Annotated in this window: 19 protein-coding genes; 13 read left to right on the top strand and 6 right to left on the bottom strand. The window is 71.1% G+C overall.

Features of this window, described 5'->3' with window-relative positions; translation table 11 throughout:
* Window positions 1-69 precede the first annotated feature (69 nt).
* Both whiG and ACZ4U4_RS27140 read left to right on the top strand, forming a co-directional pair.
* Window positions 70-906 carry an RNA polymerase sigma factor WhiG gene (gene whiG, locus ACZ4U4_RS27145; RefSeq protein ID WP_405745012.1) on the top strand — a complete coding sequence of 279 codons (837 nt, stop codon included), beginning with the start codon at window positions 70-72 and terminating at the stop codon, window positions 904-906.
* A gap of 239 nt (window positions 907-1,145) precedes the next feature.
* Entirely contained in the window at window positions 1,146-1,685 is a 540-nt protein-coding gene (locus ACZ4U4_RS27140; RefSeq protein WP_467879535.1) for a TetR/AcrR family transcriptional regulator, read from the top strand.
* 144 nt (window positions 1,686-1,829) lie between these two features.
* Here the strand turns inward: ACZ4U4_RS27140 and ACZ4U4_RS27135 are convergent, their stop codons facing one another.
* Window positions 1,830-3,161, bottom strand: coding sequence for a murein hydrolase activator EnvC family protein (locus ACZ4U4_RS27135; protein ID WP_467879399.1), 1,332 nt, complete (start codon window positions 3,159-3,161; stop codon window positions 1,830-1,832).
* Window positions 3,162-3,936: 775 nt separating this feature from the next.
* Between ACZ4U4_RS27135 and rpsB the strand changes: the two genes are divergently transcribed.
* The 9 genes from rpsB (at window position 3,937) to ACZ4U4_RS27090 (ending at window position 14,376) form a co-directional block, all read left to right on the top strand.
* On the top strand, window positions 3,937-4,812 hold the full coding sequence (rpsB, locus tag ACZ4U4_RS27130; protein ID WP_467879397.1) for a 30S ribosomal protein S2: 876 nt from the start codon (window positions 3,937-3,939) through the stop codon (window positions 4,810-4,812).
* 98 nt (window positions 4,813-4,910) lie between these two features.
* The gene (gene tsf / locus ACZ4U4_RS27125) at window positions 4,911-5,747 is read left to right on the top strand and encodes a translation elongation factor Ts (protein WP_467879395.1); all 837 of its coding nucleotides are present in this window, start codon (window positions 4,911-4,913) and stop codon (window positions 5,745-5,747) included.
* Window positions 5,748-5,958: 211 nt separating this feature from the next.
* Window positions 5,959-6,732 carry a UMP kinase gene (pyrH, locus tag ACZ4U4_RS27120; RefSeq protein ID WP_467879392.1) on the top strand — a complete coding sequence of 258 codons (774 nt, stop codon included), beginning with the start codon at window positions 5,959-5,961 and terminating at the stop codon, window positions 6,730-6,732.
* A 176-nt stretch (window positions 6,733-6,908) separates the two neighbouring features.
* Window positions 6,909-7,466: a ribosome recycling factor gene (gene frr / locus ACZ4U4_RS27115; RefSeq protein ID WP_030289224.1), complete on the top strand. Its 558-nt coding sequence runs from the start codon at window positions 6,909-6,911 to the stop codon at window positions 7,464-7,466.
* Window positions 7,466-8,668, top strand: coding sequence for a phosphatidate cytidylyltransferase (locus ACZ4U4_RS27110; RefSeq protein WP_467879388.1), 1,203 nt, complete (start codon window positions 7,466-7,468; stop codon window positions 8,666-8,668). Before frr ends, ACZ4U4_RS27110 begins: the two co-directional genes overlap by 1 nt.
* 441 nt (window positions 8,669-9,109) lie before the next feature.
* Window positions 9,110-10,216 (top strand): dual-specificity RNA methyltransferase RlmN, encoded by a 1,107-nt coding sequence (gene rlmN / locus ACZ4U4_RS27105; protein ID WP_399085174.1) that lies wholly within the window; start codon window positions 9,110-9,112, stop codon window positions 10,214-10,216.
* Between the two features lie 256 nt (window positions 10,217-10,472).
* Window positions 10,473-11,564, top strand: a complete 1,092-nt coding sequence (locus ACZ4U4_RS27100; RefSeq protein ID WP_467879385.1) for a thiamine ABC transporter substrate-binding protein — start codon at window positions 10,473-10,475, stop codon at window positions 11,562-11,564.
* A gap of 20 nt (window positions 11,565-11,584) precedes the next feature.
* A complete protein-coding gene (locus ACZ4U4_RS27095) occupies window positions 11,585-13,228 on the top strand; it encodes an ABC transporter permease (RefSeq protein WP_467879382.1) in 1,644 nt (547 codons plus the stop codon).
* Window positions 13,228-14,376, top strand: coding sequence for an ABC transporter ATP-binding protein (locus tag ACZ4U4_RS27090; protein WP_467879379.1), 1,149 nt, complete (start codon window positions 13,228-13,230; stop codon window positions 14,374-14,376). Before ACZ4U4_RS27095 ends, ACZ4U4_RS27090 begins: the two co-directional genes overlap by 1 nt.
* Before the next feature lie 202 nt (window positions 14,377-14,578).
* On the opposite strand, the gene ACZ4U4_RS27085 is transcribed toward ACZ4U4_RS27090, so the two are convergent.
* The 5 genes from ACZ4U4_RS27085 to ACZ4U4_RS27065 all read right to left on the bottom strand — a co-directional run bounded on the left by ACZ4U4_RS27085 (window position 14,579) and on the right by ACZ4U4_RS27065 (window position 19,992).
* The gene (locus ACZ4U4_RS27085; RefSeq protein WP_467879376.1) at window positions 14,579-15,550 is read right to left on the bottom strand and encodes a DMT family protein; all 972 of its coding nucleotides are present in this window, start codon (window positions 15,548-15,550) and stop codon (window positions 14,579-14,581) included.
* A 438-nt stretch (window positions 15,551-15,988) separates the two neighbouring features.
* Entirely contained in the window at window positions 15,989-17,191 is a 1,203-nt protein-coding gene (locus ACZ4U4_RS27080; RefSeq protein WP_467879373.1) for a hypothetical protein, read from the bottom strand.
* The gene (locus tag ACZ4U4_RS27075) at window positions 17,173-17,907 is read right to left on the bottom strand and encodes an ABC transporter ATP-binding protein (RefSeq protein ID WP_467879370.1); all 735 of its coding nucleotides are present in this window, start codon (window positions 17,905-17,907) and stop codon (window positions 17,173-17,175) included. The genes ACZ4U4_RS27080 and ACZ4U4_RS27075 overlap by 19 nt, the downstream gene beginning before the upstream one ends.
* Window positions 17,908-18,142: 235 nt before the next feature.
* On the bottom strand, window positions 18,143-19,504 hold the full coding sequence (locus ACZ4U4_RS27070) for an aspartate aminotransferase family protein (protein ID WP_467879367.1): 1,362 nt from the start codon (window positions 19,502-19,504) through the stop codon (window positions 18,143-18,145).
* Window positions 19,505-19,506: 2 nt separating this feature from the next.
* Complete coding sequence (locus ACZ4U4_RS27065; protein WP_467879365.1) at window positions 19,507-19,992, bottom strand: Lrp/AsnC family transcriptional regulator; 486 nt, start codon at window positions 19,990-19,992, stop codon at window positions 19,507-19,509.
* A 179-nt stretch (window positions 19,993-20,171) separates the two neighbouring features.
* Between ACZ4U4_RS27065 and ACZ4U4_RS27060 the strand changes: the two genes are divergently transcribed.
* Window positions 20,172-21,626: a gamma-aminobutyraldehyde dehydrogenase gene (locus ACZ4U4_RS27060; protein WP_467879362.1), complete on the top strand. Its 1,455-nt coding sequence runs from the start codon at window positions 20,172-20,174 to the stop codon at window positions 21,624-21,626.
* Window positions 21,627-22,180: 554 nt separating this feature from the next.
* Entirely contained in the window at window positions 22,181-23,362 is a 1,182-nt protein-coding gene (locus ACZ4U4_RS27055; RefSeq protein WP_467879359.1) for a polyamine ABC transporter substrate-binding protein, read from the top strand.
* Window positions 23,363-23,482 lie beyond the last annotated feature (120 nt).

Below are 23,482 nucleotides of genomic sequence, written 5' to 3'. Positions count from 1 at the left end.
CTACGCTCACACCCGACCAGCCCGCCCACCCATCCACCCGTGTCCCGGCAGAACGGCTCAAGGCGACGAATGCCCCAGCACACCTCCGGTTCTGACCGCGCGGCAGTACCACCTGCCGCGCGCGCCGGCGTGCGCCCCGCCGCCCCCAGCGCGCTCGACGATCTGTGGCGCTCCTACAAGCGAACCGGCGACGAACGCCTGCGGGAACAGCTGATCCTGCATTACTCACCCCTCGTCAAATACGTCGCCGGACGCGTCAGCGTCGGCCTGCCCTCCAACGTCGAACAGGCCGACTTCGTCTCCTCCGGAGTCTTCGGACTCATCGACGCCATCGAGAAGTTCGAGCCCGAACGCTCCATCAAATTCGAGACCTACGCGATCACCCGCATCCGCGGCGCCATGATCGACGAACTCCGCGCACTCGACTGGATCCCCCGCTCCGTACGCCAGAAGGCCCGCGCCGTCGAACGCGCCTACGCGACCCTCGAAGCCCAGCTGCGCCGCACCCCCTCGGAGTCCGAGGTCGCCCGCGAGATGGGCATCTCCCTCGAAGACCTCCACGGCGTCTTCAGCCAGCTCTCCCTGGCCAACGTCGTCGCCCTCGAAGAACTCCTGCACGCCGGCGGCGAGGGCGGCGAACGTCTCAGCCTGATGGACACGCTGGAGGACACCGCCGCCGACAACCCCGTCGAGATCGCCGAGGACCGCGAACTGCGGCGGCTGCTCGCCCGCGCCATCAACACGCTGCCCGACCGCGAGAAGACGGTCGTCACCCTCTACTACTACGAGGGCCTCACCCTCGCCGAGATCGGCAACGTCCTCGGCGTCACCGAAAGCCGCGTCAGCCAGATCCACACCAAGTCCGTCCTCCAGCTACGGGCCAAACTCGCCGACGCGGGACGATGAGCCGGGCGGATACGCGGACGGGGTGGACCTGCCGGTCGGACGGACGGTCCCGCTGACCGACCGCCGGGCGGGTCGGGCATGACACCGCTGCCGGGAAGCCGTCAGGAGCAGCGGCCGGACGCGCCCCGGAGCGGTACGCCCCGCCGTAGAGCCGACGCGGAGTGCCGCTCGGCGCCGCCCATCCGTAGAGTGGTCGGGTGCCCAGGATTCGAGCGGCCTCAGTGGCCGAGCACCGAACAATGCAGCGCGGCGCCCTCTTGGACGCCGCCCGCACCCTGCTGTCCGAAGGCGGAACGGAAGCCCTGACCTTCCCCGCACTCGCCGAGCGCACCGGCCTCGCGCGGTCGTCCGTGTACGAATATTTCCGCTCCCGCGCCGCCGTCGTCGAAGAGCTGTGCGCCGTCGACTTCCCGGTTTGGGCGGCGGAGGTCGAGGCGGCCATGGAGCGCGCCGACACCGACGAAGCGAAGATCGAGGCATACGTACGACGCCAGCTCGCGCTGGTCGGTGACCGACGGCACCGCGCGGTCGTCGCCATCTCGGCAGGTGAGCTGGACGCCGGGGCGCGGGAGAAGATCCGCGCCGCCCACGGCGGACTCATCGCCATGATCGTGGAAGCGCTCGCCGGCCTCGGCCACACCGAGCCCCGCCTGGCCGCCATGCTCCTCCAGGGCGTCGTCGACGCCGCCGTCCGCCGCATCGAACTCGGCGCGGCAGAGGACCCTGAAGCGATCACCGAGGCGGCGGTCTCCATGGTGCTGCGGGGGGTGGGGGGCTGAGAAGGGGGAGGGGGGTTGTTTCGGCCTCTGGGGGGCTCCCCCCCGCCCCCCCCCTCCCATCCCCGCCTCCCCCCTCCGCCACCCCTCACGTAAGCCCGGCGGCGTCGATCGCTCCCGCCTCGCCGTCAGCTCACCGCCCAGCATTCAGGGCACGGTGCCCCGTCGCTCGATGCGTTCCCGGGCGCCTGGGACCTTCGTTCCGTTGGCCCGGCCCGCCGCGTCGCCCTGCCCCACGCGGGCGGCCAGGCGGTACGAAGCTCCGTCGGGCAGCTCTTGCCACCCAGCTCCCTCATAGCGATCGCGCTGTACTCGGAGTCCTTCCGATTTCCGTGCGCCCCGCCCTTCCGGGGCATCGCCGTCCAACGGCGTGTCCGGTGGAATCGGCACACCGGTGAGAGGCAGAAGCCGTGACGGGCCGCTCTGCCGCATGGACGGGGGAAGCAGCGTGAGCGGGTCGAGATAGGTCTTCCCGCGCAACAGTCCCCAGTGGAGGCAGGGCTCGTGGCAGTGGAACGGGCCCTCCTGGAGGACGCCCACCGGCTGTCCCGCGTCCACCCGGTCGCCTTTGCGTACCGAGGCGTACACCGGCTCGTACGTGGTGCGGAGCGGCGGCTCTCCGGTGTCGGACAACTGGATGGTGACCACGCCCCGGCCTGCGACGACCCCGGCGAACGCGACCTCGCCGGGGGCCGCGGCCCGGACAGTCGCCCCAGGCGCAGCGGCCAGATCCACACCGCGGTGTCCTGGCGCCCAGGGCGCGGGCGGCGGCTCCCAACCACGCAGAATTGTGGGCCGCGATCCGGCTGCGCCGGTCACCGGCCAGGCACGGTCGGTGGCGGCGGGCGCCGGATCCTCCGTTGCCTGCGGAGTGGTGGGCCCGGGCTCTGCCGGCGACTCACGCCCTCCCGCTCGGGCGGCCGCCACCCCCGTGAGCGCGGCGAGAGAGGCGAAGGCGGCGAACGCCACCACAGCGGCGAGCACACCCCTGGCCGAAACAGCTGTGACCTGCAAGGAAGAGGCACCACCCGGGGCGTACCGCGCACCACCCGACCGCGACGGACCGGCCGTCGGCGCTTGTCCACGGAGGCCCGCTGCGTGCGTTGAGCGTCGCCCGTGCCGGCGCACGATGCGTACGCACCATCCGACGCCGGACGCACCCCGTGCGCGAGGACGACGAGCATGCACCGGCGCGTCACACGAGCCTGATCGGCTCACCGACGCAGCGGCCACACCGAGCTGCCCGGCGGGCGCTTCCCCGACGGCGATCCGGCACCGGCGGCGTGGACGGTGCCCGCTCGATCGCGTCGTCCGGGCGCGGTACCACGCCCCCAGCGGATCGAAGCGGCGAACGCCCGGCGGACGACGGCTGCCGAGACAGGGCGAAGGAAGATCGGGAGTGCGAGGGCCGGACAGGGACGAGGGGCGGAGGCGGCCGGGCAGGACGCGGAGGCGGGGGAGAGCCGGGATAAGTCGCATGGTTCGACCGTGATACAGCCCGAGCGAGCGCGGGGATCTTGAACCAGATCTGTGGGTAACCCGGCCTCTGTGGACAACCTCCTCATCCGATCCGGTGAGCCCCGGACTCGGAAGTTAGGTCCATCCGCCCTCGGGAGCAGTGCCTCCCCGCCCTCTGACATTTCCGCCCCCTCGATGACAGTCGCGTAACCCAGTCCTCTCCGACTCCTATCCGACACCTGGCCGCGCCCCGTGCCCGCCCGGCGCGAGGGCCCCACGCCCACGTGTTCACACCCCTACACCGCGACAGCCACGTCGCATGCCCACTCCCGCCCGCATGGGGCAAGCGCAGCTGCCCCGCCCCATGCGCGAGCGCCCCCCGCCCCATGCACGAGCGCCCCGCCCCATGCGCCCTCACCACCTCCCCGAGGTGAACCGCCATTATCGGCGCGTCCCGACGGCGCCCCCACCGTGCAGCCCGTCGCGTCCGGCATGGGGCCGCCGGGGCTGCCCGTGAGGCCCGGTGCAGGTGAGACGGCACGGGACGGCACCGTGCGCAAGGCGTGTGTCGCTGAGGGCGTCGGCCGTCCCGTACACTTCTGATGGCGATCCGGGTCACCGGGTCGACTTCGCACGCCCCGCCGCCAGTGCATCAGTCCCTATCGGGCCGCACGGTGGCCGCGCCCCTCGGTCCTCGGACGGTTCCGCAAGGTTCCCTCCCCGGCAGGCGCGTCGGGGCGTCAGGCACCGCGGCCGACCGGCCGCAGTGGAACCGAGAAACACAAGGAGAACGGCCATGGCCGTCGTCACGATGCGGGAGCTGCTGGAGAGCGGCGTCCACTTCGGGCACCAGACCCGCCGCTGGAACCCGAAGATGAAGCGTTTCATCTTCACGGAGCGCAACGGCATCTACATCATCGACCTGCTCCAGTCGCTGTCGTACATCGACCGCGCCTACGAGTTCGTCAAGGAGACCGTCGCCCACGGCGGTTCGGTCATGTTCGTCGGCACCAAGAAGCAGGCCCAGGAGGCCATTGCCGAGCAGGCGACCCGCGTGGGCATGCCCTACGTGAACCAGCGCTGGCTCGGCGGCATGCTGACCAACTTCTCGACCGTCTACAAGCGCCTCCAGCGCCTGAAGGAGCTCGAGCAGATCGACTTCGAGGATGTGGCCGCGTCCGGCCTCACCAAGAAGGAGCTGCTGGTCCTCTCCCGCGAGAAGGCCAAGCTGGAGAAGACCCTCGGTGGTATCCGCGAGATGCAGAAGGTGCCCAGCGCCGTCTGGATCGTGGACACCAAGAAGGAGCACATCGCCGTTGGTGAGGCCCGGAAGCTCAACATTCCGGTCGTCGCGATCCTCGACACCAACTGCGACCCCGACGAGGTCGACTACAAGATCCCGGGCAACGACGACGCGATCCGCTCCGTCACCCTGCTCACCCGCGTGATCGCCGACGCCGTCGCCGAGGGCCTCATCGCCCGTTCCGGTGGCGCCGAGGCCAAGGGCGAGAAGGCTGCCGGCGAGCCGCTGGCCGAGTGGGAGCGCGACCTGCTCGAGGGCGACAAGAAGGCCGACGAGGCCCCCAAGGCCGACGAGGCCCCCAAGGCCGAGGAGAAGCCCGCCGAGGCCGCGGCCGAGGAGAAGCCGGCGGCCGACGCCGAGCAGGCCTGACCTCAGACCGGTTGATGACGGCGGGGGACGGTGCAACAAGCGCCGCCCCCGCCGTCCACCCGTAGATCTATCGACTTTCGAGAAGAGATTCACAGATCATGGCGAACTACACCGCCGCTGACGTCAAGAAGCTCCGCGAGCTCACCGGCGCCGGCATGATGGACTGCAAGAAGGCCCTGGACGAGGCCGAGGGCAACGTCGACAAGGCCGTCGAGGCGCTGCGTATCAAGGGCCAGAAGGGCGTCGCCAAGCGCGAGGGCCGCTCCGCCGAGAACGGCGCCGTGGTCTCCCTGATCGCCGACGACAAGACCTCCGGCGTCCTCGTCGAGCTGAAGTGCGAGACGGACTTCGTCGCCAAGGGCGAGAAGTTCCAGGCCGTCGCCAACGAGATCGCCGCGCACGTCGCCAAGACCTCCCCGGCCGACATCGAGGCGCTGCTCGCCTCCGAGATCGAGGCCGGCAAGACCGTCCAGGCGTTCGTCGACGAGGCCAACGCCAACCTCGGCGAGAAGATCGTCCTGGACCGCTTCGCGCAGTTCACCGGCGGCTACGTTGCGGCCTACATGCACCGCACCATGCCGGACCTGCCCCCGCAGATCGGTGTCCTCGTCGAGCTCGACAAGGAGAACGCCGAGGTCGCCAAGGGCATCGCCCAGCACATCGCCGCGTTCGCGCCGAAGTACCTGGCCAAGGACGACGTGCCGGCCGAGGTCGTCGAGGCCGAGCGCCGCGTCGCCGAGGAGACCACGCGCGCCGAGGGCAAGCCCGAGGCCGCCCTCCCGAAGATCGTCGAGGGTCGCCTCAACGGCTTCTTCAAGGACGCGACGCTGCTCGGTCAGCCCTACGCGCTCGACAACAAGAAGTCGGTCGAGAAGGTCCTCCAGGAGGCCGGTGTCACCCTGAAGCGCTTCTCGCGCATCAAGGTCGGCATCTGAGCGAGCCGGAACGCCCCGCACCACCACGACCGGCCGCCACGGCCGACCACCTGGTGCAGGGCAGCGAATGACCCGCGACCCCATTAGGGTCGTACGCAGTCGGCCGCACACCGGCCGGCCGCAGATGTGACGAGGAGGCCATTGCCGCACAGGGATCTGGACCAGACCCACGGCAATGGCCTCCTTCGTATGTGTACGAGGAGAGCTTCACATGAACCACGGTGCCGACGGCTCGGATAAAGCCGGCAATCCCGACAGCGGCGGGAAGGGACGCTTCCTGCTCAAGCTGTCCGGCGAAGCATTCGCCGGCGGCGGCGGTCTCGGCGTCGACCCCGACGTCGTCCACGCCATCGCCCGCGAGATCGCCGCCGTGGTACGCGACGGCTACGAGATCGCCATCGTGATCGGCGGCGGCAACTTCTTCCGTGGCGCCGAACTCCAGCAGCGCGGCATGGACCGGGCCCGCTCCGACTACATGGGCATGCTCGGCACGGTCATGAACTGCCTCGCCCTCCAGGACTTCCTGGAGAAGGAAGGCATCGACTCCCGTGTCCAGACCGCCATCACCATGGGGCAGGTCGCGGAGCCGTACATCCCGCTGCGCGCCGTGCGCCACCTGGAGAAGGGCCGCGTCGTCATCTTCGGCGCCGGTATGGGCATGCCGTACTTCTCCACCGACACCACGGCCGCCCAGCGCGCCCTGGAGATCGATGCCCAGGCCATGCTGATGGGCAAGAACGGCGTGGACGGCGTGTACGACGCAGACCCGAAGAAGAACCCCGACGCGGTCAAGTTCGACGCTCTCGAATACGGCGAGGTCATCACCCGCGACCTGAAGGTCGCCGATGCCACCGCCGTCACGCTGTGCCGTGACAACAAGCTTCCGATCCTCGTCTTCGAACTGCTCGCCGAGGGCAACATCGCGCGTGCGGTGAAGGGTGAGAAGATCGGCACGCTCGTCAGCGATCAGGACACCCGGGCCTGACGGCCCCAACTGCCGCGCGGGCACGGGGCGTCGCCCCGCGCCCCGCGGCACCTCCCGTGCACGGGGACGAGACCGGCACGGGGATGGACAACCGCCTGCCGGTCGGACACCGTGCAGGAGTGGACGCGCGGCAGGGGCGAGGCTCTGCTTCTTACGAATAAGACCAGGAGCAAGTGGTGATCGAAGAGATCCTCCTCGAAGCCGAGGAGAAGATGGAGAAGGCCGTCGTGGTCGCCAAGGAGGATTTCGCCGCGATCCGCACGGGGCGTGCGCACCCGGCGATGTTCAACAAGATCGTGGCGGACTACTACGGTGCGATGACGCCGATCAACCAGCTGGCGTCGTTCTCGGTCCCGGAACCGCGGATGGCCGTCGTGACGCCGTTCGACAAGAGCGCCCTGCGCAACATCGAGCAGGCGATCCGCGACTCGGACCTCGGCGTCAACCCGAGCAACGACGGCAACATCATCCGTGTGACGTTCCCGGAGCTGACCGAGGAGCGCCGCAAGGACTACATCAAGGTCGCCAAGACCAAGGGCGAGGACGCGAAGATCTCGATCCGCAGTGTCCGCCGCAAGGCCAAGGAGAGCCTGGACAAGCTGGTCAAGGACAAGGAGACCGGCGAGGACGAGGTCCGCCGCGCGGAGAAGGAGCTCGACGACACCACCGCGAAGTACGTCGCGCAGGTGGACGAGCTGCTCAAGCACAAGGAATCCGAGCTCCTCGAGGTCTGATGAACGAGTCATCCTGGGGCTCCTCGCCCGGCGCCGGCCCTTGGGGACCGGCGCCGGACCACGGGGCGGCCCCCGCGCCGCATGGGGCGGCGTCCCCCGCTGCGGCGGGGCACTCATACGACGGGGGAGCGGTCGCCCGGACCCGTCCGCTACCCGTCGTGCCCGACACCGGCGGACACCAGGACGACGACCGGGACCACCGGGGCCCCCGGGATGACCCGAACCACCGGGACGACCGGGGGGCCACTCGCCTGAGCGGCCCCCTGTTCCGCGACGAAAAGCCGCAGGAGCCCATGGCCACGCCTTTCCCCGGTTCCCCCGGGCCCGATGGCTCGACGGACCCGCAGAAGCCTCATCCGACGGAGCCGGAGAAGCCCAAGAAGAAGAGCGCGGGACGCAATCTGCGCGCCGCGATAGGGGTGGGCGTCGGTCTCGGCGTGGTCATCCTCGCCTCCCTCTTCGTCTACAAGCCCGTCTTCATCGGCGTCATAGCGGTCGCCGTCGTCGTGGGCCTGTGGGAGCTGACCGCGCGCCTCGCGGAACGCAAGGACATCCAGGTACCGCTGATCCCGCTCGCCGTCGGTGGCACCGCCATGGTGATCGCCGGGTACGTCCGCGGTGCAGGTGGTGCGTGGGCGGCGATGGCGCTCACCGCTCTCGCCGTTCTGGTGTGGCGGATGACGGGAAAGCCGGAGAACTACCTGCGGGACGTCACCGCGGGCGTGTTCACGGCGTTCTACGTCCCGTTCCTCGCCACCTTCGTCGCCCTGATGCTCGCCGCCGACGCGGACGGGCCGCAGCGGGTGCTGACGTTCCTGCTGCTGACCGTCGTCAGCGACACCGGGGCGTACGCCGTGGGGTGGCGGTTCGGGAAGCACAAGCTCGCGCCCCGGATCAGCCCCGGCAAGACGCGCGAGGGCCTGGTCGGCGCCGTGCTGTTCGCGATGGTCGCCGGCGCGCTGTGCTTGGAGTTCCTGATCAAGGGCGGTGCGTGGTGGCAGGGGCTGCTGCTGGGCCTCGCGGTCGCCGCCAGTGCCACCCTCGGTGACCTCGGCGAATCCATGATCAAGCGGGATCTCGGCATCAAGGACATGGGCACCCTGCTGCCGGGCCACGGCGGCATCATGGACCGGCTCGACTCCCTGCTGCCCACCGCCCCGGTCGTCTGGCTGCTCTTCGTGATCTTTGTGGGTGCCGGGTGACCTCCAGGCTCCACGCCTGACACCGTGTCCGTCACCGTGTGACGGGAAGCCCCCTGCCGACGGGACATCGTTGGCAGGGGGCTTCTGCGTGTGCGCACGGGGCCGGTGCATGGGGCGGCCAGCACCTTGGCGCCCCATGCACCGGGCCCCATGCGCACACGCACCGCGCCCCATGCGGTGGCCCCAGGTGTGGCGGCGGACGGTGGGGCAGGGCGAGGGCTTCACCAATTGGCCATGTGCGCCGGTGAGGCCCCGTACTCCTGCTCGGGAGGCATCTACGAGATCACCCTGGGCCGTGCGGGGGCCGTCGCCCACCTCCGAGAGGTCCGGCACCTCCCCTGACTGCGGGCGGGCCGCCCCGTGCCCGCGCGTATGGGGTGACCGCCCCCACTCTCGGGACGGGCCTGGCCCGCCTCGGGGGTCTGCGACACTGGATGCACCATGCCGAAGCCCGGAGAACTCACCTTTGTCGCGCCGCGTGGGGCCAAGAAGCCCCCGCGGCACCTCGCCGATCTCAGCCCCGTGGAGCGCCGTGAAGCGGTGGCCGCGATCGGGGAGAAGCCGTTTCGTGCCAAGCAGCTGTCGCAGCACTACTTCGCGCGGTACGCGCACGACCCGGCGCAGTGGACGGACATCCCCGCCGCCGCACGGGAGAAGCTGGCGACGGAGCTGCTGCCCGAGCTGATGAGCGTGGTGCGGCACATCTCCTGTGACGACGACACCACCCGCAAGACCCTCTGGAAGCTGCACGACGGCACCCTCGTCGAGTCGGTGCTGATGCGGTACCCCGACCGCGTCACCATGTGCATCTCCTCGCAGGCCGGCTGCGGGATGAACTGCCCGTTCTGCGCCACGGGGCAGGCCGGTCTGGACCGTAACCTCTCGACGGCGGAGATCGTCCACCAGATCGTCGACGGCATGCGAGCGCTGCGCGACGGCGAGGTGCCCGGTGGCCCCGCGCGGCTGTCCAACATCGTGTTCATGGGCATGGGGGAGCCGCTCGCCAACTACAAGCGGGTCGTCGGCGCCATCCGGCGGCTCACCGACCCCGAGCCGGACGGCCTGGGGCTGTCCCAGCGCGGTATCACCGTGTCGACGGTCGGCCTGGTCCCGGCGATGCTGCGGTTCGCCGACGAAGGCTTCAAGTGCCGCCTCGCCGTCTCGCTCCACGCGCCCGACGACGAGCTGCGCGACACGCTGGTGCCGGTCAACACCCGCTGGAAGGTCCGCGAGGTCCTCGACGCGGCGTGGGAGTACGCGGAGAAGTCCGGCCGCCGGATCTCCATCGAGTACGCCCTCATCCGCGACATCAACGACCAGGCATGGCGCGGCGACCTGCTCGGACGGCTGCTCAAGGGACGGCGCGTCCATGTGAACCTCATCCCGCTGAACCCGACGCCCGGGTCGAAGTGGACCGCCTCACGCCCCGAGGACGAACGGGCGTTCGTCCGGGCCATCGAGGCGCACGGCGTGCCGGTGACGGTGCGCGACACCCGCGGCCAGGAGATCGACGGGGCCTGCGGCCAGCTCGCCGCCTCAGAACGCTGACCCCCGCGCTGGTACCGTGTGATCGAACAAATGCACATTCCGACAGGGGAGCGCCACAGCGCTGAGAGTGCGGGGAGACCGTAGGGATACGGGGACCCGCAGACCCTTGAACCTCGCCCGGGTCATTCCGGGTAGGAAGTTCGGTCATCACTCATGCTGTTGCGCCCCGTGCGGCGCCGCACGGCGCGTGTCCGACGCGCCCCGTGCGGCGCGGCGCGGGGCCGCGTCTCTTCCTGGCCAGCCAGGAGGAACATCAGTGGGTCACACCAACCGCACCACCACCCGCAGAGCCACCGCGGCCGTCGTGGTCGCCACCGTCACCCTGGGCGGACTCGCCGCCTGCAGCAGCTCCGGCGGTGACGCGGCGGACGCCAAGACCGTCACGCTCGTCAGCCACGACTCGTTCAACGCCTCGAAATCGGTGCTCGCCGACTTCGAGAAGCAGAGCGGCTACAAGGTCCGCGTCCTCAAGGGCGGCGACGCGGGCAAGGCCGTCAACCAGGCGATCCTGTCCAAGGACAACCCGCAGGGCGACGTCTTCTTCGGCATCGACAACACCCTGCTCTCGCGCGGCCTGAAGGCCGGGATCTTCGCCCCGTACCGGGCCAAGGGGCTCGACACGGTGCCGGACGCACTCCAGCTCGACAAGGCCGGGCACCACGTCACCCCGCTCGACTACGGCGACACCTGCGTCAACTACGACCGTGCGTACTTCACCGCGCACCACCTCGCGCCGCCGAAGACCTTCGACGACCTGATCAAGCCGGAGTACAAGAACCTGCTGGTCACCGAGAACTCCGCGACGTCCTCGCCGGGGCTCGCCTTCCAGCTCGGCACCATCGCCGCGTACGGCCAGGACGGCTGGCAGGACTACTGGAAGAAGCTCAAGGCCAACGGCGTGGAGGTCGTCGACGGCTGGGAGCAGGCGTACAACGAACGGTTCTCCGGCTCCGCCGCGGGCAAGGACAAGGGCGACAAGCCGCTGGTCGTCTCGTACGCCTCCAGCCCGCCCGTCGAGGTGCTCGGCAAGAAGCCGGAGCCGAAGCAGGGCCCGACCGGCGTGGCCACCGGCACCTGCTTCCGCCAGATCGAGTTCGGCGGCCTGCTCAAGGGCGCGAAGAACGAGAAGGGCGGCAAGGAACTGCTGGACTTCCTGCTGAGCCGGAAGTTCCAGGAGGACATGCCGCTCCAGATGTTCGTCAACCCGGTCCGCAAGGACGCCGCCGTGCCCGCGCTGTTCACCAAGTACGGCGCGACGATCGACGAACCGGCGACGGTCGCTCCGGAGACGATCACCGCACACCGCGAACAGTGGATCAAGCAGTGGTCCTCGCTCGTCCTGAAGTAACCGCACGGGGCCGCCGCCCCATGCGCGCCACCGCGGTGCGCATGGGGCTGCTGGCCCTGCCGCTCGTCTTCTTCGCGCTGTTCTTCGCCTACCCCGTCGCGGCGATCGTCGGCCGCGGGCTCAGCGACGGCGGCCACTGGCAGTTCGGCCGGCTCACCGCCGTCCTCGGCGATCCGGACATCCTGCACGTCCTGTGGTTCACGCTCTGGCAGGCGGCCGCCTCCACCGGCCTGACGCTGCTCGTCGCCCTCCCCGGGGCCTATGTCTTCGCCCGCTTCGACTTCCCCGGCAAGCAGCTGCTGCGCTCCGTCGTCACCATCCCGTTCGTCCTGCCCACCGTCGTCGTCGGCTCCGCCTTCCTCGCGCTGGTCGGCCGCGGCGGGCTCCTCGACGACCTGTGGGGGGGGCGGCTGGACACCACGGTGTGGGCGATCCTGCTGGCGCACGTCTTCTTCAACTACGCGGTGGTCGTCCGCACCGTGGGCGGCCTGTGGAGCCAGCTCGACCCGCGGCAGGAGGAGGCCGCGCGGGTGCTCGGGGCCGGGCGGTTCGCCGCATGGCGCCGGGTGACACTGCCCGCGCTCGGCCCCGCCGTCGCCGCCGCCGCGCTGATGGTCTTCCTGTTCACCTTCACGTCGTTCGGCGTGGTGCAGATCCTCGGCGGCCCCACCTTCTCCACCCTGGAGGTGGAGATCTACCGGCAGACCGCCGACTTCCTCGATCTGCCCACCGCCGCCGTCCTGACGATGATCCAGTTCGTCGCGGTGCTGGGACTGCTGGCGCTGCACGCCTGGACGGTACGGCGCCGTGAATCCACTCTCCGCCTCGTCGACGCCGCGCGCACCGCGCACCGCCCACGGGGCGGCGGGCAGTGGGCGCTGCTGTGGGGCACCGTCGCCGTCATCGCGGTGCTCCTCGTGGCCCCGCTCGTCATCCTCGTCGTACGGTCCTTCGCCGGACCGGATGGCTACGGGACGGTCTTCTACACCACGCTGGGCTCCGCCGCGTCCGCCGACAGCACCTTCGCCGTCGCACCGCTCGACGCGCTGTGGAACTCCCTGGCCTACGGCGCCGCGGCCACCGCCATCGCGCTGGTGATCGGCGGGCTCGCCGCCGCCGCGCTCACCCGGCGGGGCGGCCGCCTGGTGCGCGGCTTCGATGCGCTGCTGATGCTGCCGCTCGGGGTGTCCGCGGTGACCGTCGGCTTCGGCTTCCTGATCACCCTCGACAAGCCGCCGCTGGACCTGCGCTCCTCCTGGTGGCTGGTGCCGCTCGCACAGGCCCTCGTCGGTGTGCCGTTCGTGGTGCGCACCATGCTGCCGGTGCTGCGCGCCGTCGACGGACGGCTCCGGGAGGCCGCCGCCGTCCTGGGGGCCTCCCCGTGGCGCGTGTGGCGGGAGGTCGACCTCCCCATGGTGCGCCGCGCCCTGCTGATCGCCGCGGGCTTCGCCTTCGCCGTCTCCCTCGGCGAGTTCGGCGCGACGGTGTTCATCGCCCGCCCCGACCACCCCACCCTTCCGGTGGCCGTGGCCCGGCTGCTGGGCCGCGCCGGGGAGCTCAACTACGGCCAGGCGATGGCCCTGTCCACGCTCTTGATGGTGGTGTGCGCAGGGGCCCTGCTCGCCCTGGAACGCCTCCGCACCGACCACTCCGGGGAGTTCTGATGACCGCCACCACCACGACCCGGCCCACCGAACGCCGCGACCTGCTGCGCCTGGACGGGGTGACCGTCCGCTTCGGCGGGCAGGAGGCACCCGCCGCGCTCGACGCCGTCGACCTGGGCATCGCCGCCCACGACATCGTCTGCGTCCTCGGACCGAGCGGCAGTGGCAAGTCGACGCTGCTGCGGGTGGTCGCCGGGTTGCAGCAGGCCGACTCCGGGCGGGTCGTCCTGGAGGGACGCGATCAGGCGCGGGTGCCCACGCATCGGCGTGGTGTCGGCCTGATGTTCCAGGACCACCAGCTGTTCCCGCAGCGTGACGTCGCCGGGAACGTCGCCTTCGGCCTGCGGATGCGCGGGGCGCGCCGCGCCGAGCAGGACCGCACCGTCGCCGAACTCCTCGACCTGGTGGGCCTGCCGGGCGCCGCACGACGCGCCGTCGGTTCGCTCTCCGGCGGCGAACAGCAGCGGGTCGCGCTCGCCCGGGCGCTCGCCCCGCGCCCCCGGCTGCTGATGCTCGACGAGCCGCTCGGACAGCTCGACCGCGGGCTGCGCGAACGCCTCGTCGTCGAGCTACGGGGCCTCTTCCGCACGCTGGGGACGACGGTGCTGGCCGTCACCCACGACCAGGGGGAGGCGTTCGCGCTGGCCGACCGCGTCGTCGTCATGCAGGACGGCGGCATCGCCCAGACCGGCACACCGCTGGAGGTCTGGCAGCGCCCCGCCACTGAGTTCGTCGCCCGGTTCCTCGGCTTCGACAACGTGGTCGAGGCGACGGTACGGGGCGGGGCCGCCGAGACGCCCTGGGGCAAGATGCCGGTGCCGCACGGTGCGAAGGAAGGGGCGTGCCGACTGCTGGTACGCCCGGCCGGGGTCCGGCTCACCACGCCCGAGGACGGCCTGCCGTGCACCGTCACCTCCCGCACCTTCCGCGGTACGCATGTGGCTCTCCTCCTCCAGCCGGCCGACGGCCCGCAACTGGAGGCGGCCTGCGCGCTCGGGGACGCGCCGGAGCCCGGGCAGCGGGTGGGAGTGCGGTTCGTATCGGAGGACGTCGTGGTGCTGGGGATGGCGGGGGAGGGAGCGCCGGGCGACGGCGAGCCCACCTCTGGAGCGCCGGGCGTGGCGGCTGCGGGCGAGTGGTCGGAATAGCGGAGCGCGTGGGCACGGTGGTCCGCGCCTGAGGCGGGTGCATGGGGCGGGCTGCATGGGGCGGCGCCGAGGCACGGCCCCATGCAGCTCCGTCCTGCGTGGCCCCGCCGCCCCATGCGGCCGGTGGCCATGGAACGCACTCGCACCATTGGTGACCCGGCCCGCCCCATGCGCGCACCGGCGGGCCCGCCCCGTGGTGGCGTCAGCGCCCCGCCACGCCCTCGGTCAGGTTCCGCCCCGTATCCCCTGGATCCCCCGTGTCGTGGGTGTCGTCCGCATCGCCCGGAGGGATCAGGGTGAGGCCGGTTTCCGGGGAGCCGAACCAGGCGACGGCAACGGCTCCGGCGACCGCGAGGACGAAGCCGAGGACGGCCACCCAGGCGAAGCCGGGGCGGGAGGCGTCACCGAGCCACAGCACGCCGAGGATGCCGGGCACCACCGTCTCGCCCACCACCAGCGCCGCCGTGGCACCGTTCACCGAGCCGATCTGCAGCGCCACGGTGTGCAGATACATACCGCCGAGGCCCGCCACGAGGATCGCGTAGAGGGCCGGGTCGCTCAGCAGGGCCGGCAGGTCGAACGGGTCCACGCCGTTCAGGACGCGTACGCCGACGCCGAGTGCGCCGAAGCCCAGCCCGGAGAGCAGACCGGCGGGGATGGCGGCGCGGGCACCCAGCAGCCGTACGACGAGGGTGCCGACACCGATCAGTAGCACGGATGCGGCCAGCAGCCACCAGTGGGTGGCGAGCGGGGTGGCGCCGCTGCCCTCATGGCCCGCGGCGGTGGCCAGCAGCACCAGCGCCGAACACACCACGGCGATCGATGCCCACTCGGGGCGGGTCAGCCGGATGCCCAGCATCTTGATGCTCAGAAGCGCGGTGATCACCAGGTTGGCGCTGATCACCGTCTGGGAGAGGAACAGCGGCAGCAGCCGTGCAGCCAGCGCGCCCAGGACGAAACCCAGGAAATCCAGCCCGGTACCGACAAGAAACTCCCAGGTCACCGCGGCCTTCGCGGTCGACGAGAGACTGGGGCCGCCATGCTGCGTCACACCGGAGGAAGGGGCCACGGCCGCTTCCTGGCGGGCGGATCTGCGCGACCCCACCGCCTGTAGTACGGACCCCGCGCCGTAACAGGCGGAGGCCGCCACGGCGGTCACAAGACCGATGATCACCACGTGCTCCGTTCGCGCCCGTCCGCCGCACCGTAGCTCGCCCCGGTACCGCGGGCGTGCATCTCACCACTGCGTTACCCGGCCATGCAGACGTGCTTTCCGGGGGACGGGTTGCCTCCACAGGGCGGAGGGATGCATCGCGTCAGGCTCCCGGCCGGCACCGCTACGCGGCGCATGGGGCGGAGCGGGCGCCCGGAACCGACTGCGTGTCTGCCATACCGGGACCGGTCCGGCGCCGTTCCGGACGGCCTGCCCTGCCTGCATGGGGCCCGGCGCATGGGCATCGGGCCTGCCCGCATGGGGCCGCGGGCCACGGCGTATGGTCCACGGCGCATGGGACCCAGGCATGGCGCAGGCTCCGTACAACAGACGCCGGCCGCAGGGGGCGTGATGCGGCCCCGTGCCCCATGCCCGCCGCCCCATGCGCAGCAGCAGACCTCACCGCACCAGCGGCACCGTGGCCAGCTCGGCCACGCCCCAGGTCAGCGGAGTCAGGACGAGTACCAGGGTGGCGGCGCGGAGGGTGGCGGCACGGCGGAGGAGGGCGGCCGGGGCGCCGAGCCTGCGGAGCGCCGCGGTGGCGTCCGCCCGTGCGGCGCGGGACTCCAGCCCGGCGGCGAGCGCGCTCCCCAGGACGCAGCCCAGCACGACGGCCGCGCCGACCGCGGTCAGTGGCCCGAACGTCTCCAGCGGCGCGGCGCGGAACACCCTCATGGCGGCGTAGCCACCCGACGCCACCGCGCACAGCACCCCGATGGGGCGGCCGATCCGCCGCGCCTCCTCCTGGAGCATCCGCCCCGCCAGCAGCCGGAGCGCGCCGGGACGGCCCGCGCACAGCAGCCGCCCGCACAGGTGCACCAGTCCGGGGCCGGCCAGCACCAGCCCGACGGCGGACAGCGCCCACCCCGCCAGGACGCCCGGCGGGCTGCCCACCAGGCGGCCCGGCAGCGGCAGCAGGCCGGAGCCCGTGGCCGCACCGCGCCCCGCGTACGTCTCGACGGTCAGCCCCACCGCCGTCAGGGCGATGCCCCACGGCAGGCCGGACGGGGCGGCGGGCGCCGTGCGGGGCGCGCCGTCGGCACCGTCCCCCGTCTCCGCCTCCGACGGCGCGGGCGCCGGGGCCGGAGCGGCCTCACGCGGGCGCAGCGCCAGGGCGGTCGCCCCGGCCATGACCAGCGGTACCAGCGCCAGCAGCAGGGCCGTCCCGGCGACCGGCAGCGGATGCCCCGCGCCGAGCAGCTCCGTGGCGGCCTTCGGCCACGGCGCGGTGCCGAGACCACCGCGGAGCCGGAGGAACACCAGCAGCGCCGCGACGGCGCCCAGCACGCCGGTGAGCGCGGTGGAGACGGCGGCGAGCAGCGTCAGCCGGAACGGGCCCAGCCCCGCCGCCGCCATGCCCCGTTGGAGCCGCGCGGCGGGATCCGTACGCGCCACCGCCACCGCGAGCTGCGCGGTCGCGGCGAGCGGCGCCAGGCACCACAGCAGCCGCACCGCGGCCTGGCCGGAGTCCGCGGGGTGCGCGGTGGCGTGGCCGAGGGTGGCGAGCAGCAGGAATCCGGTGCCCCCGGCCGCCGCGGCGACGGCGGCACGCCGCGCCAGCACCAGGGGACGCGTACCGCGGGCTAGACGGAGAGCGAGCACGCTGCCCTGCTTTCCGCGTCGGGGGCGGAGACGGCGCCGCCGCGGGACCGCCGGCCGTCGAGAAGGGCGACGGTGCGGTCGGCGAGGGAGGTCGCCTCCGGGTCGTGGGTGGCGAGGACCACGGTGATCTGGTGCGAGCGGGCCGCCGTGGTGAGAGTGCGCAGCACCTGGGTGGCGTCCGCACGGTGCAGCGGCGCGGTCGGCTCGTCCGCGAAGAGGACCTGCGGCGTGGTGGCCAGCGCGCGGGCGATGGCGACGCGTTGACGCTGTGATTGGTCGAGCTGCGCGGGGCGGCGGCGTGCGCAGTCGCCGACGTCGAGCCGGTCCAGCCACTCGGCCGCGGTGTTCCGTGCGGCGCGGCCGCCCTCGCCGCGCAGCAGCAGCGGCAGGGCGGCGTTCTCCCCGGCGGTCAGTTCGGCCACGAGGTGGGGCTGGGTGTCGATCCAGCCGAAGCGGTCCAGGCGCAGCCGCTCGCGGTGGCGGGCGGCGAGGGTGTGCACCGGTGAACTGTTGAACCACACCTCGCCCTCGGACGGGGCGAGTTGGGCGGAGAGGCAGCGTAGCAACGTCGTCTTGCCGCTGCCGCGCGGGCCGGTGACGGCGAGGATCTCCCCTTCGCGGACGCCGAGGGAGACTCCGGTCAGTGCGGTGCCGGCGCCGTAACTGTGGTGCAGGCCGCGGGCCCAGAGAATGTCGTTGTCAGGCGGGGCCACCATCTGCGCACCTCTTGCGTTCGCGTCCGTTCGTTCCCCCGACCGGGTGAACGACCATGGAGGGTATCGGTCACTGGCACGGTAAGGACTGCGGACCCCCATGATTCGGCGCTGGGCGTGCACAACGGCCCGAATTCACTCCTATGGCTTCTCTTGAGCGAATTCGGGCCGTGCGATCTTCGGTTGTGCAAGCTCCTGATCGACACCGGACCGGAGTGGACCGGAACGGCGCGGGGGATCAGAGCTTGGTCCACGCCTCCGTCAGCACGGTGCGCAGGATCTGCTCGATCTCGTCGAAGACCGACTGGTCGGCGATGAGCGGCGGCGCCAGCTGGATGACCGGGTCACCGCGGTCGTCGGCGCGGCAGTACAGACCGTTGTCGTACAGCGCCTTGGACAGGAAGCCGTACAGAACGCGCTCGGTCTCCTCCTCGTTGAAGGATTCCTTCGTGTTCTTGTCCTTGACCAGCTCGATGCCGTAGAAGAAGCCGTTGCCGCGGACGTCGCCGACGATCGGCAGGTCGTGGAGCTTCTGGAGGGTCGAGAGGAAGTTGCCCTCGTTCTCCAGGACGTGCTTGTTCAGGCCCTCGCGCTCGAAGATGTCGAAGTTGGAGAGCGCCACGGCGGACGAGACCGGGTGGCCGCCGAAGGTGTAGCCGTGCAGGAAGGTGTTGTCGCCCTGGTAGAACGGCTCGGCCAGGCGGTCGGAGATGATGCAGGCGCCGATCGGGGAGTAGCCCGAGGTCATGCCCTTGGCGCAGGTGATCATGTCCGGGACGTAGCCGAACTTGTCGCACGCGAACATCGTGCCCAGACGGCCGAACGCGCAGATGACCTCGTCGGAGACGAGCAGCACGTCGTACTGGTCGCAGATCTCGCGGACGCGCTGGAAGTAGCCGGGGGGCGGCGGGAAGCAGCCACCGGCGTTCTGCACCGGCTCCAGGAAGACGGCCGCGACGGTCTCGGGGCCCTCGAAGAGGATCTGCTGCTCGATCTGGTCGGCGGCCCAGCGGCCGAACGCCTCGGGGGCGTCGCCGTGGATCGGGGCGCGGTAGATGTTGGTGTTGGGCACCTTGTGCGCGCCGGGGACCAGCGGCTCGAAGGGCGCCTTCAGGCCCGGCAGACCGGTGATCGACAGGGCGCCCTGCGGGGTGCCGTGGTAGGCCACCGCGCGGGAGATCACCTTGTGCTTCATCGGCTTGCCGGTGAGCTTGAAGTACTGCTTGGCGAGCTTCCAGGCGGTCTCGACCGCCTCACCGCCGCCCGTGGTGAAGAAGACCTTGTTGAGGTCGCCGGGGGCGTAGTCGGCCAGCCGCTCGGCCAGCTCGACGGCCTTGGGGTGCGCGTAGGACCACACCGGGAAGAAGGCCAGCTCCTGCGCCTGCTTGGCGGCGGTCTCGGCCAGCTCCACCCGCCCGTGACCGGCGTTGACCACGAAGAGGCCGGCCAGGCCGTCGATGTAGCGCTTGCCCTTGTCGTCGTAGATGTTGGTGCCCTCGCCGCGCACGATCGTCGGCACGGGGGCGTTCTCGTACGACGACATGCGGGTGAAGTGCATCCACAGGTGGTCGTACGCCGTCTTGGAGAGGTCGGCGCTCATTGCTATCTCGTTCCCCAGGTGTAGGTCTGCTTCCGGAGCTTCAGATAGACGAAGCTCTCGGTCGTCCGGACGCCGGGCAGCGTGCGGATCCGCTTGTTGATCATTTCCAGCAGGTGGTCGTCGTCCTCGCAGACGATCTCGATCAGCAGATCGAAGGAGCCCGCCGTCATGACGACGTACTCGACCTCCTCCATGGCGGTGAGGGCATCGGCCACGGGGTCGAGGTCGCCCTCGACATTGATGCCGACCATTGCCTGCCGCCGGAGACCGACCGTGAGGGGGTCGGTGACGGCGACGATCTGCATCACGCCTTGGTCGAGCAGTTTCTGTACGCGCTGGCGTACGGCTGCCTCGGACAGGCCGACGGCCTTGCCGATCGCGGCGTACGGACGGCGCCCGTCCTCCTGGAGCTGCTCGATGATCGCCAGGGAGACGGAGTCGATCGACGGGGTGCGGTCACGTCTGTCGTGACTGTTGCGAGGGGCCACGTCCCTCACTGTGCACGAGCCTCGTCGGTCTCGCAACCTGTAAGCGATGAAATCAGTTGCATCACGATCGAATTTTCACTGATTTCGTTGTTAGGGAGTGGCGGGTGTGTTGAAAGCGTCGGGTTCATGGCTAGGGTGGGTGTCTCAACCACCGGACATCTGATTGAAGGGGGCGCACAGTGACCACCGCACTGCGTCGTCTGCGCAACTACATCGACGGGGAGTTCCGGGACGCCGCCGACGGGCGGACCACGGAGGTGGTCAACCCGGCCACGGGCGAGCCGTACGCCACCGCGCCGCTCTCCGGGGCCGCCGACGTGGACGCGGCGATGGCCGCGGCCGAGGCCGCCTTCCCCGCCTGGCGCGACCTGATCCCCGCCGAGCGCCAGAAGGTCCTCCTCAAGATCGCGGACCGCTTCGAGGAGCGCGCCGAGGAGCTGATCGCCGCCGAGTCCGAGAACTGCGGCAAGCCGGTCGCCCTCGTCCGCTCCGAGGAAATCCCGCCGATGGTGGACCAGATCCGCTTCTTCGCGGGGGCCGCCCGGATGCTGGAGGGCCGCTCGGCCGGCGAGTACATGGACGGCTTCACGTCCATCATCCGCCGCGAGCCGATCGGCGTCTGCGCCCAGGTCGCACCGTGGAACTACCCGATGATGATGGCCGTGTGGAAGTTCGCCCCGGCGCTCGCCGCGGGCAACACCGTCGTCATCAAGCCCTCCGACACCACCCCCGCCTCGACCGTCCTGATCGGCGAGATCATCGGCTCCGTGCTGGACGAACTGGGCCACTCCCGCGGTGTGTTCAACGTCGTCTGCGGCGACCGGGAGACCGGCCGCCTGATGGTCGAGCACCCGGTGCCCGCGATGGCCTCCATCACCGGCTCCGTGCGCGCCGGCATGCAGGTCGCCGAGTCCGCGTCCAAGGACCTCAAGCGCGTCCACCTGGAGCTGGGCGGCAAGGCCCCGGTCGTGGTCTTCGAGGACACCGACATCCCCAAGGCCGTCGAGGACATCTCGGTCGCCGGCTACTTCAACGCCGGTCAGGACTGCACCGCCGCGACCCGGGTGCTCGTCCACGAGTCCATCCACGACGAGTTCGTCGCCGCGCTCGCCAAGGCCGCCTCGGAGACGAAGACCGGCGCGGTCGACGAGGAGGACGTGCTCTACGGCCCGCTGAACAACGCCAACCAGCTCAAGCAGGTCAAGGGCTTCATCGAGCGGCTGCCCGCGCACGCCAAGATCGAGGCGGGTGGCGAACAGGTCGGTGAGAAGGGCTACTTCTTCGCCCCGACCGTCGTCTCCGGCCTCAAGCAGGACGACGAGATCGTCCAGCACGAGGTGTTCGGCCCGGTCATCACCGTCCAGTCGTTCCGCGACGAGGAGCAGGCCACGGAGTGGGCCAACGGCGTCGAGTACGCCCTCGCCTCCTCGGTGTGGACCAAGGACCACGCCCGCGCCATGCGGATGTCCAAGGCCCTCGACTTCGGCTGTGTGTGGATCAACACCCACATCCCGCTCGTCGCCGAGATGCCCCACGGCGGCTTCAAGAAGTCCGGCTACGGCAAGGACCTCTCCGCGTACGGCTTCGACGACTACACCCGCGTCAAGCACGTGATGACGTCGCTGGACGGCTGACGGTGCGGGGCCTGGTGCCCCGCACCGTGCGGGGAGCCCCATGCGGGCCCATGCCGAGCGCCCCATGCCGGGTGTCTCATGCGTGGGTGGGGAGTGCCCCGTGTGTCTCGTAGTCAGTGGCCCCATGCGCCGCGCGCCATGCGCGGTGTGTGGGGCCCTGTGCGTTGGTGGGGGTGTGTGCTGCGGAGGGGCTTGGGGGGCGGGGCCCTCGTGCGGCCGGCTCCATGCGTGGTGTGGTGCGCCGGGGGGCTCCGCCTCATGCGGGGACGGGGCGCTCTGCCTCATGCGGGGGTGGGGGCTTCGCCCCGTACGGGGCTGGTGCGGGTGGCCCCATGCGTTCCGCCCCATGCGCGCCTGGCGCCAGGCGCCCCGTGCGCAGGGCTCCGTGTGCCGTGCCCCATGCGCAGCGCCCCATGGGCTCCGCCTCATGCGAAACGCCCCATGCGAAGCGCCCCATGCGGGTCTTCGCCCGGCAGACCGTCGCGCGTGGTGGACCGGCAGTTGACGTTCTGTCGGCTTGCCGCCGCCGTCCGTGAGGCATGAGAGTGCACGCCATGTCGGAACTCACGCGGCGTTCGCTGCTCCGGGGCACTGTCGGAATCGGTACGGCGGCGGCGCTCGCCGGCCTCGCCGGATGCGGTGTGCCGCCCGCCTATGTACGGGCCGCCGACCGCGCGGCCCCCGACCGTTCGGCCGCCGACCACCGGCTCGTCTTCGCCAACTGGCCGCTGTACATCGACGTCGACGACCACGACAAGCAGCGCCGGCCCACCCTCGACGCGTTCCGGCGGCGGACCGGGATCTCCGTGACGTACACCGAGGAGATCAACGACAACGACGAGTTCTTCGGCAAGATCGGCCCCGCGCTGATGAACCACCAGCCCACGGGGCGCGACCTGGTCGTCATCAGCGACTGGATGTGCGCACGCTACGTCCGCCTCGGCTGGGTCCAGGAGATGGACCGCACGGCGCAGCCGCATGTCGCCCGCAACCTCGACCCGCAGCTCGCGTCCCCGCCGTTCGACCCCGGCCGCAGGCACAGCGTGCCCTGGCAGTCGGGCATCACCGGCATCGCCTACAACCGCCGCAGGCTCGGCCGCGAGATCCGGAGCGTCGCCGACCTGTGGCACGACGACCTCCGAGGCCGGGTCAGCCTGTTCTCCGGGATCGACGAGGCGTTCGCCATGCTGCTCCAGGGCGAGGGTGTCGACATCGCCCACTGGCGGCCCGACGACTTCCACCGGATGACCGACCGGCTGCGCCGTCTCGTCGCACGGGGCCACATCCGCCGGTTCACCGGCAACGACTACATCAAGGACCTCGACTCCGGCGACGTGATCGCCGCCCAGGCGTACTCCGGCGACGTCATCCAGCTGAAGGCCGACAACCCGGACATCGCCTTCGTGGTGCCCGAGGAAGGCGGCGAGCTGTGGGCGGAGAGCATGATGATCCCCAACCTGGCATCCCACAAGCACAACGCCGAGCAGCTCATCGACCACTACTACCGGCCCGACGTCGCCGCCGACCTGGCCGCCTGGGTCAACTACGTCTGCCCCGTACCGGCCGCCCGTGAGGTCCTGGCCGCCTCCAAGGACAAGGAGCGCGCCGCCCTTGCCGAGGACCCGCTGATCTTCCCCGACACCGCCATGCGCAAGCGCCTCGCCATCGCCCGCGACATCACGCCGGCGGAACGCCCCGCCCTCGCGGGGGAGTGGAACGCGATCGTGGGGCTGTAGGGAGGGAGGGGGAGCGGGGCGGCGCGCACGGAGCACGAGGCGTGGGGCATAGGGCACGGGGCACGGGACGGTACGGGCCTCATGCGGACGTGACGGCGAGGGCGTGGTGACCGTATGCCG

It is taken from the genome of Streptomyces sp. NPDC029159 (genome assembly GCF_055564055.1).
The sequence above is the reverse complement of the archived record's forward strand: the minus strand, read 5'-3'. Positions and strand labels throughout refer to the sequence as shown.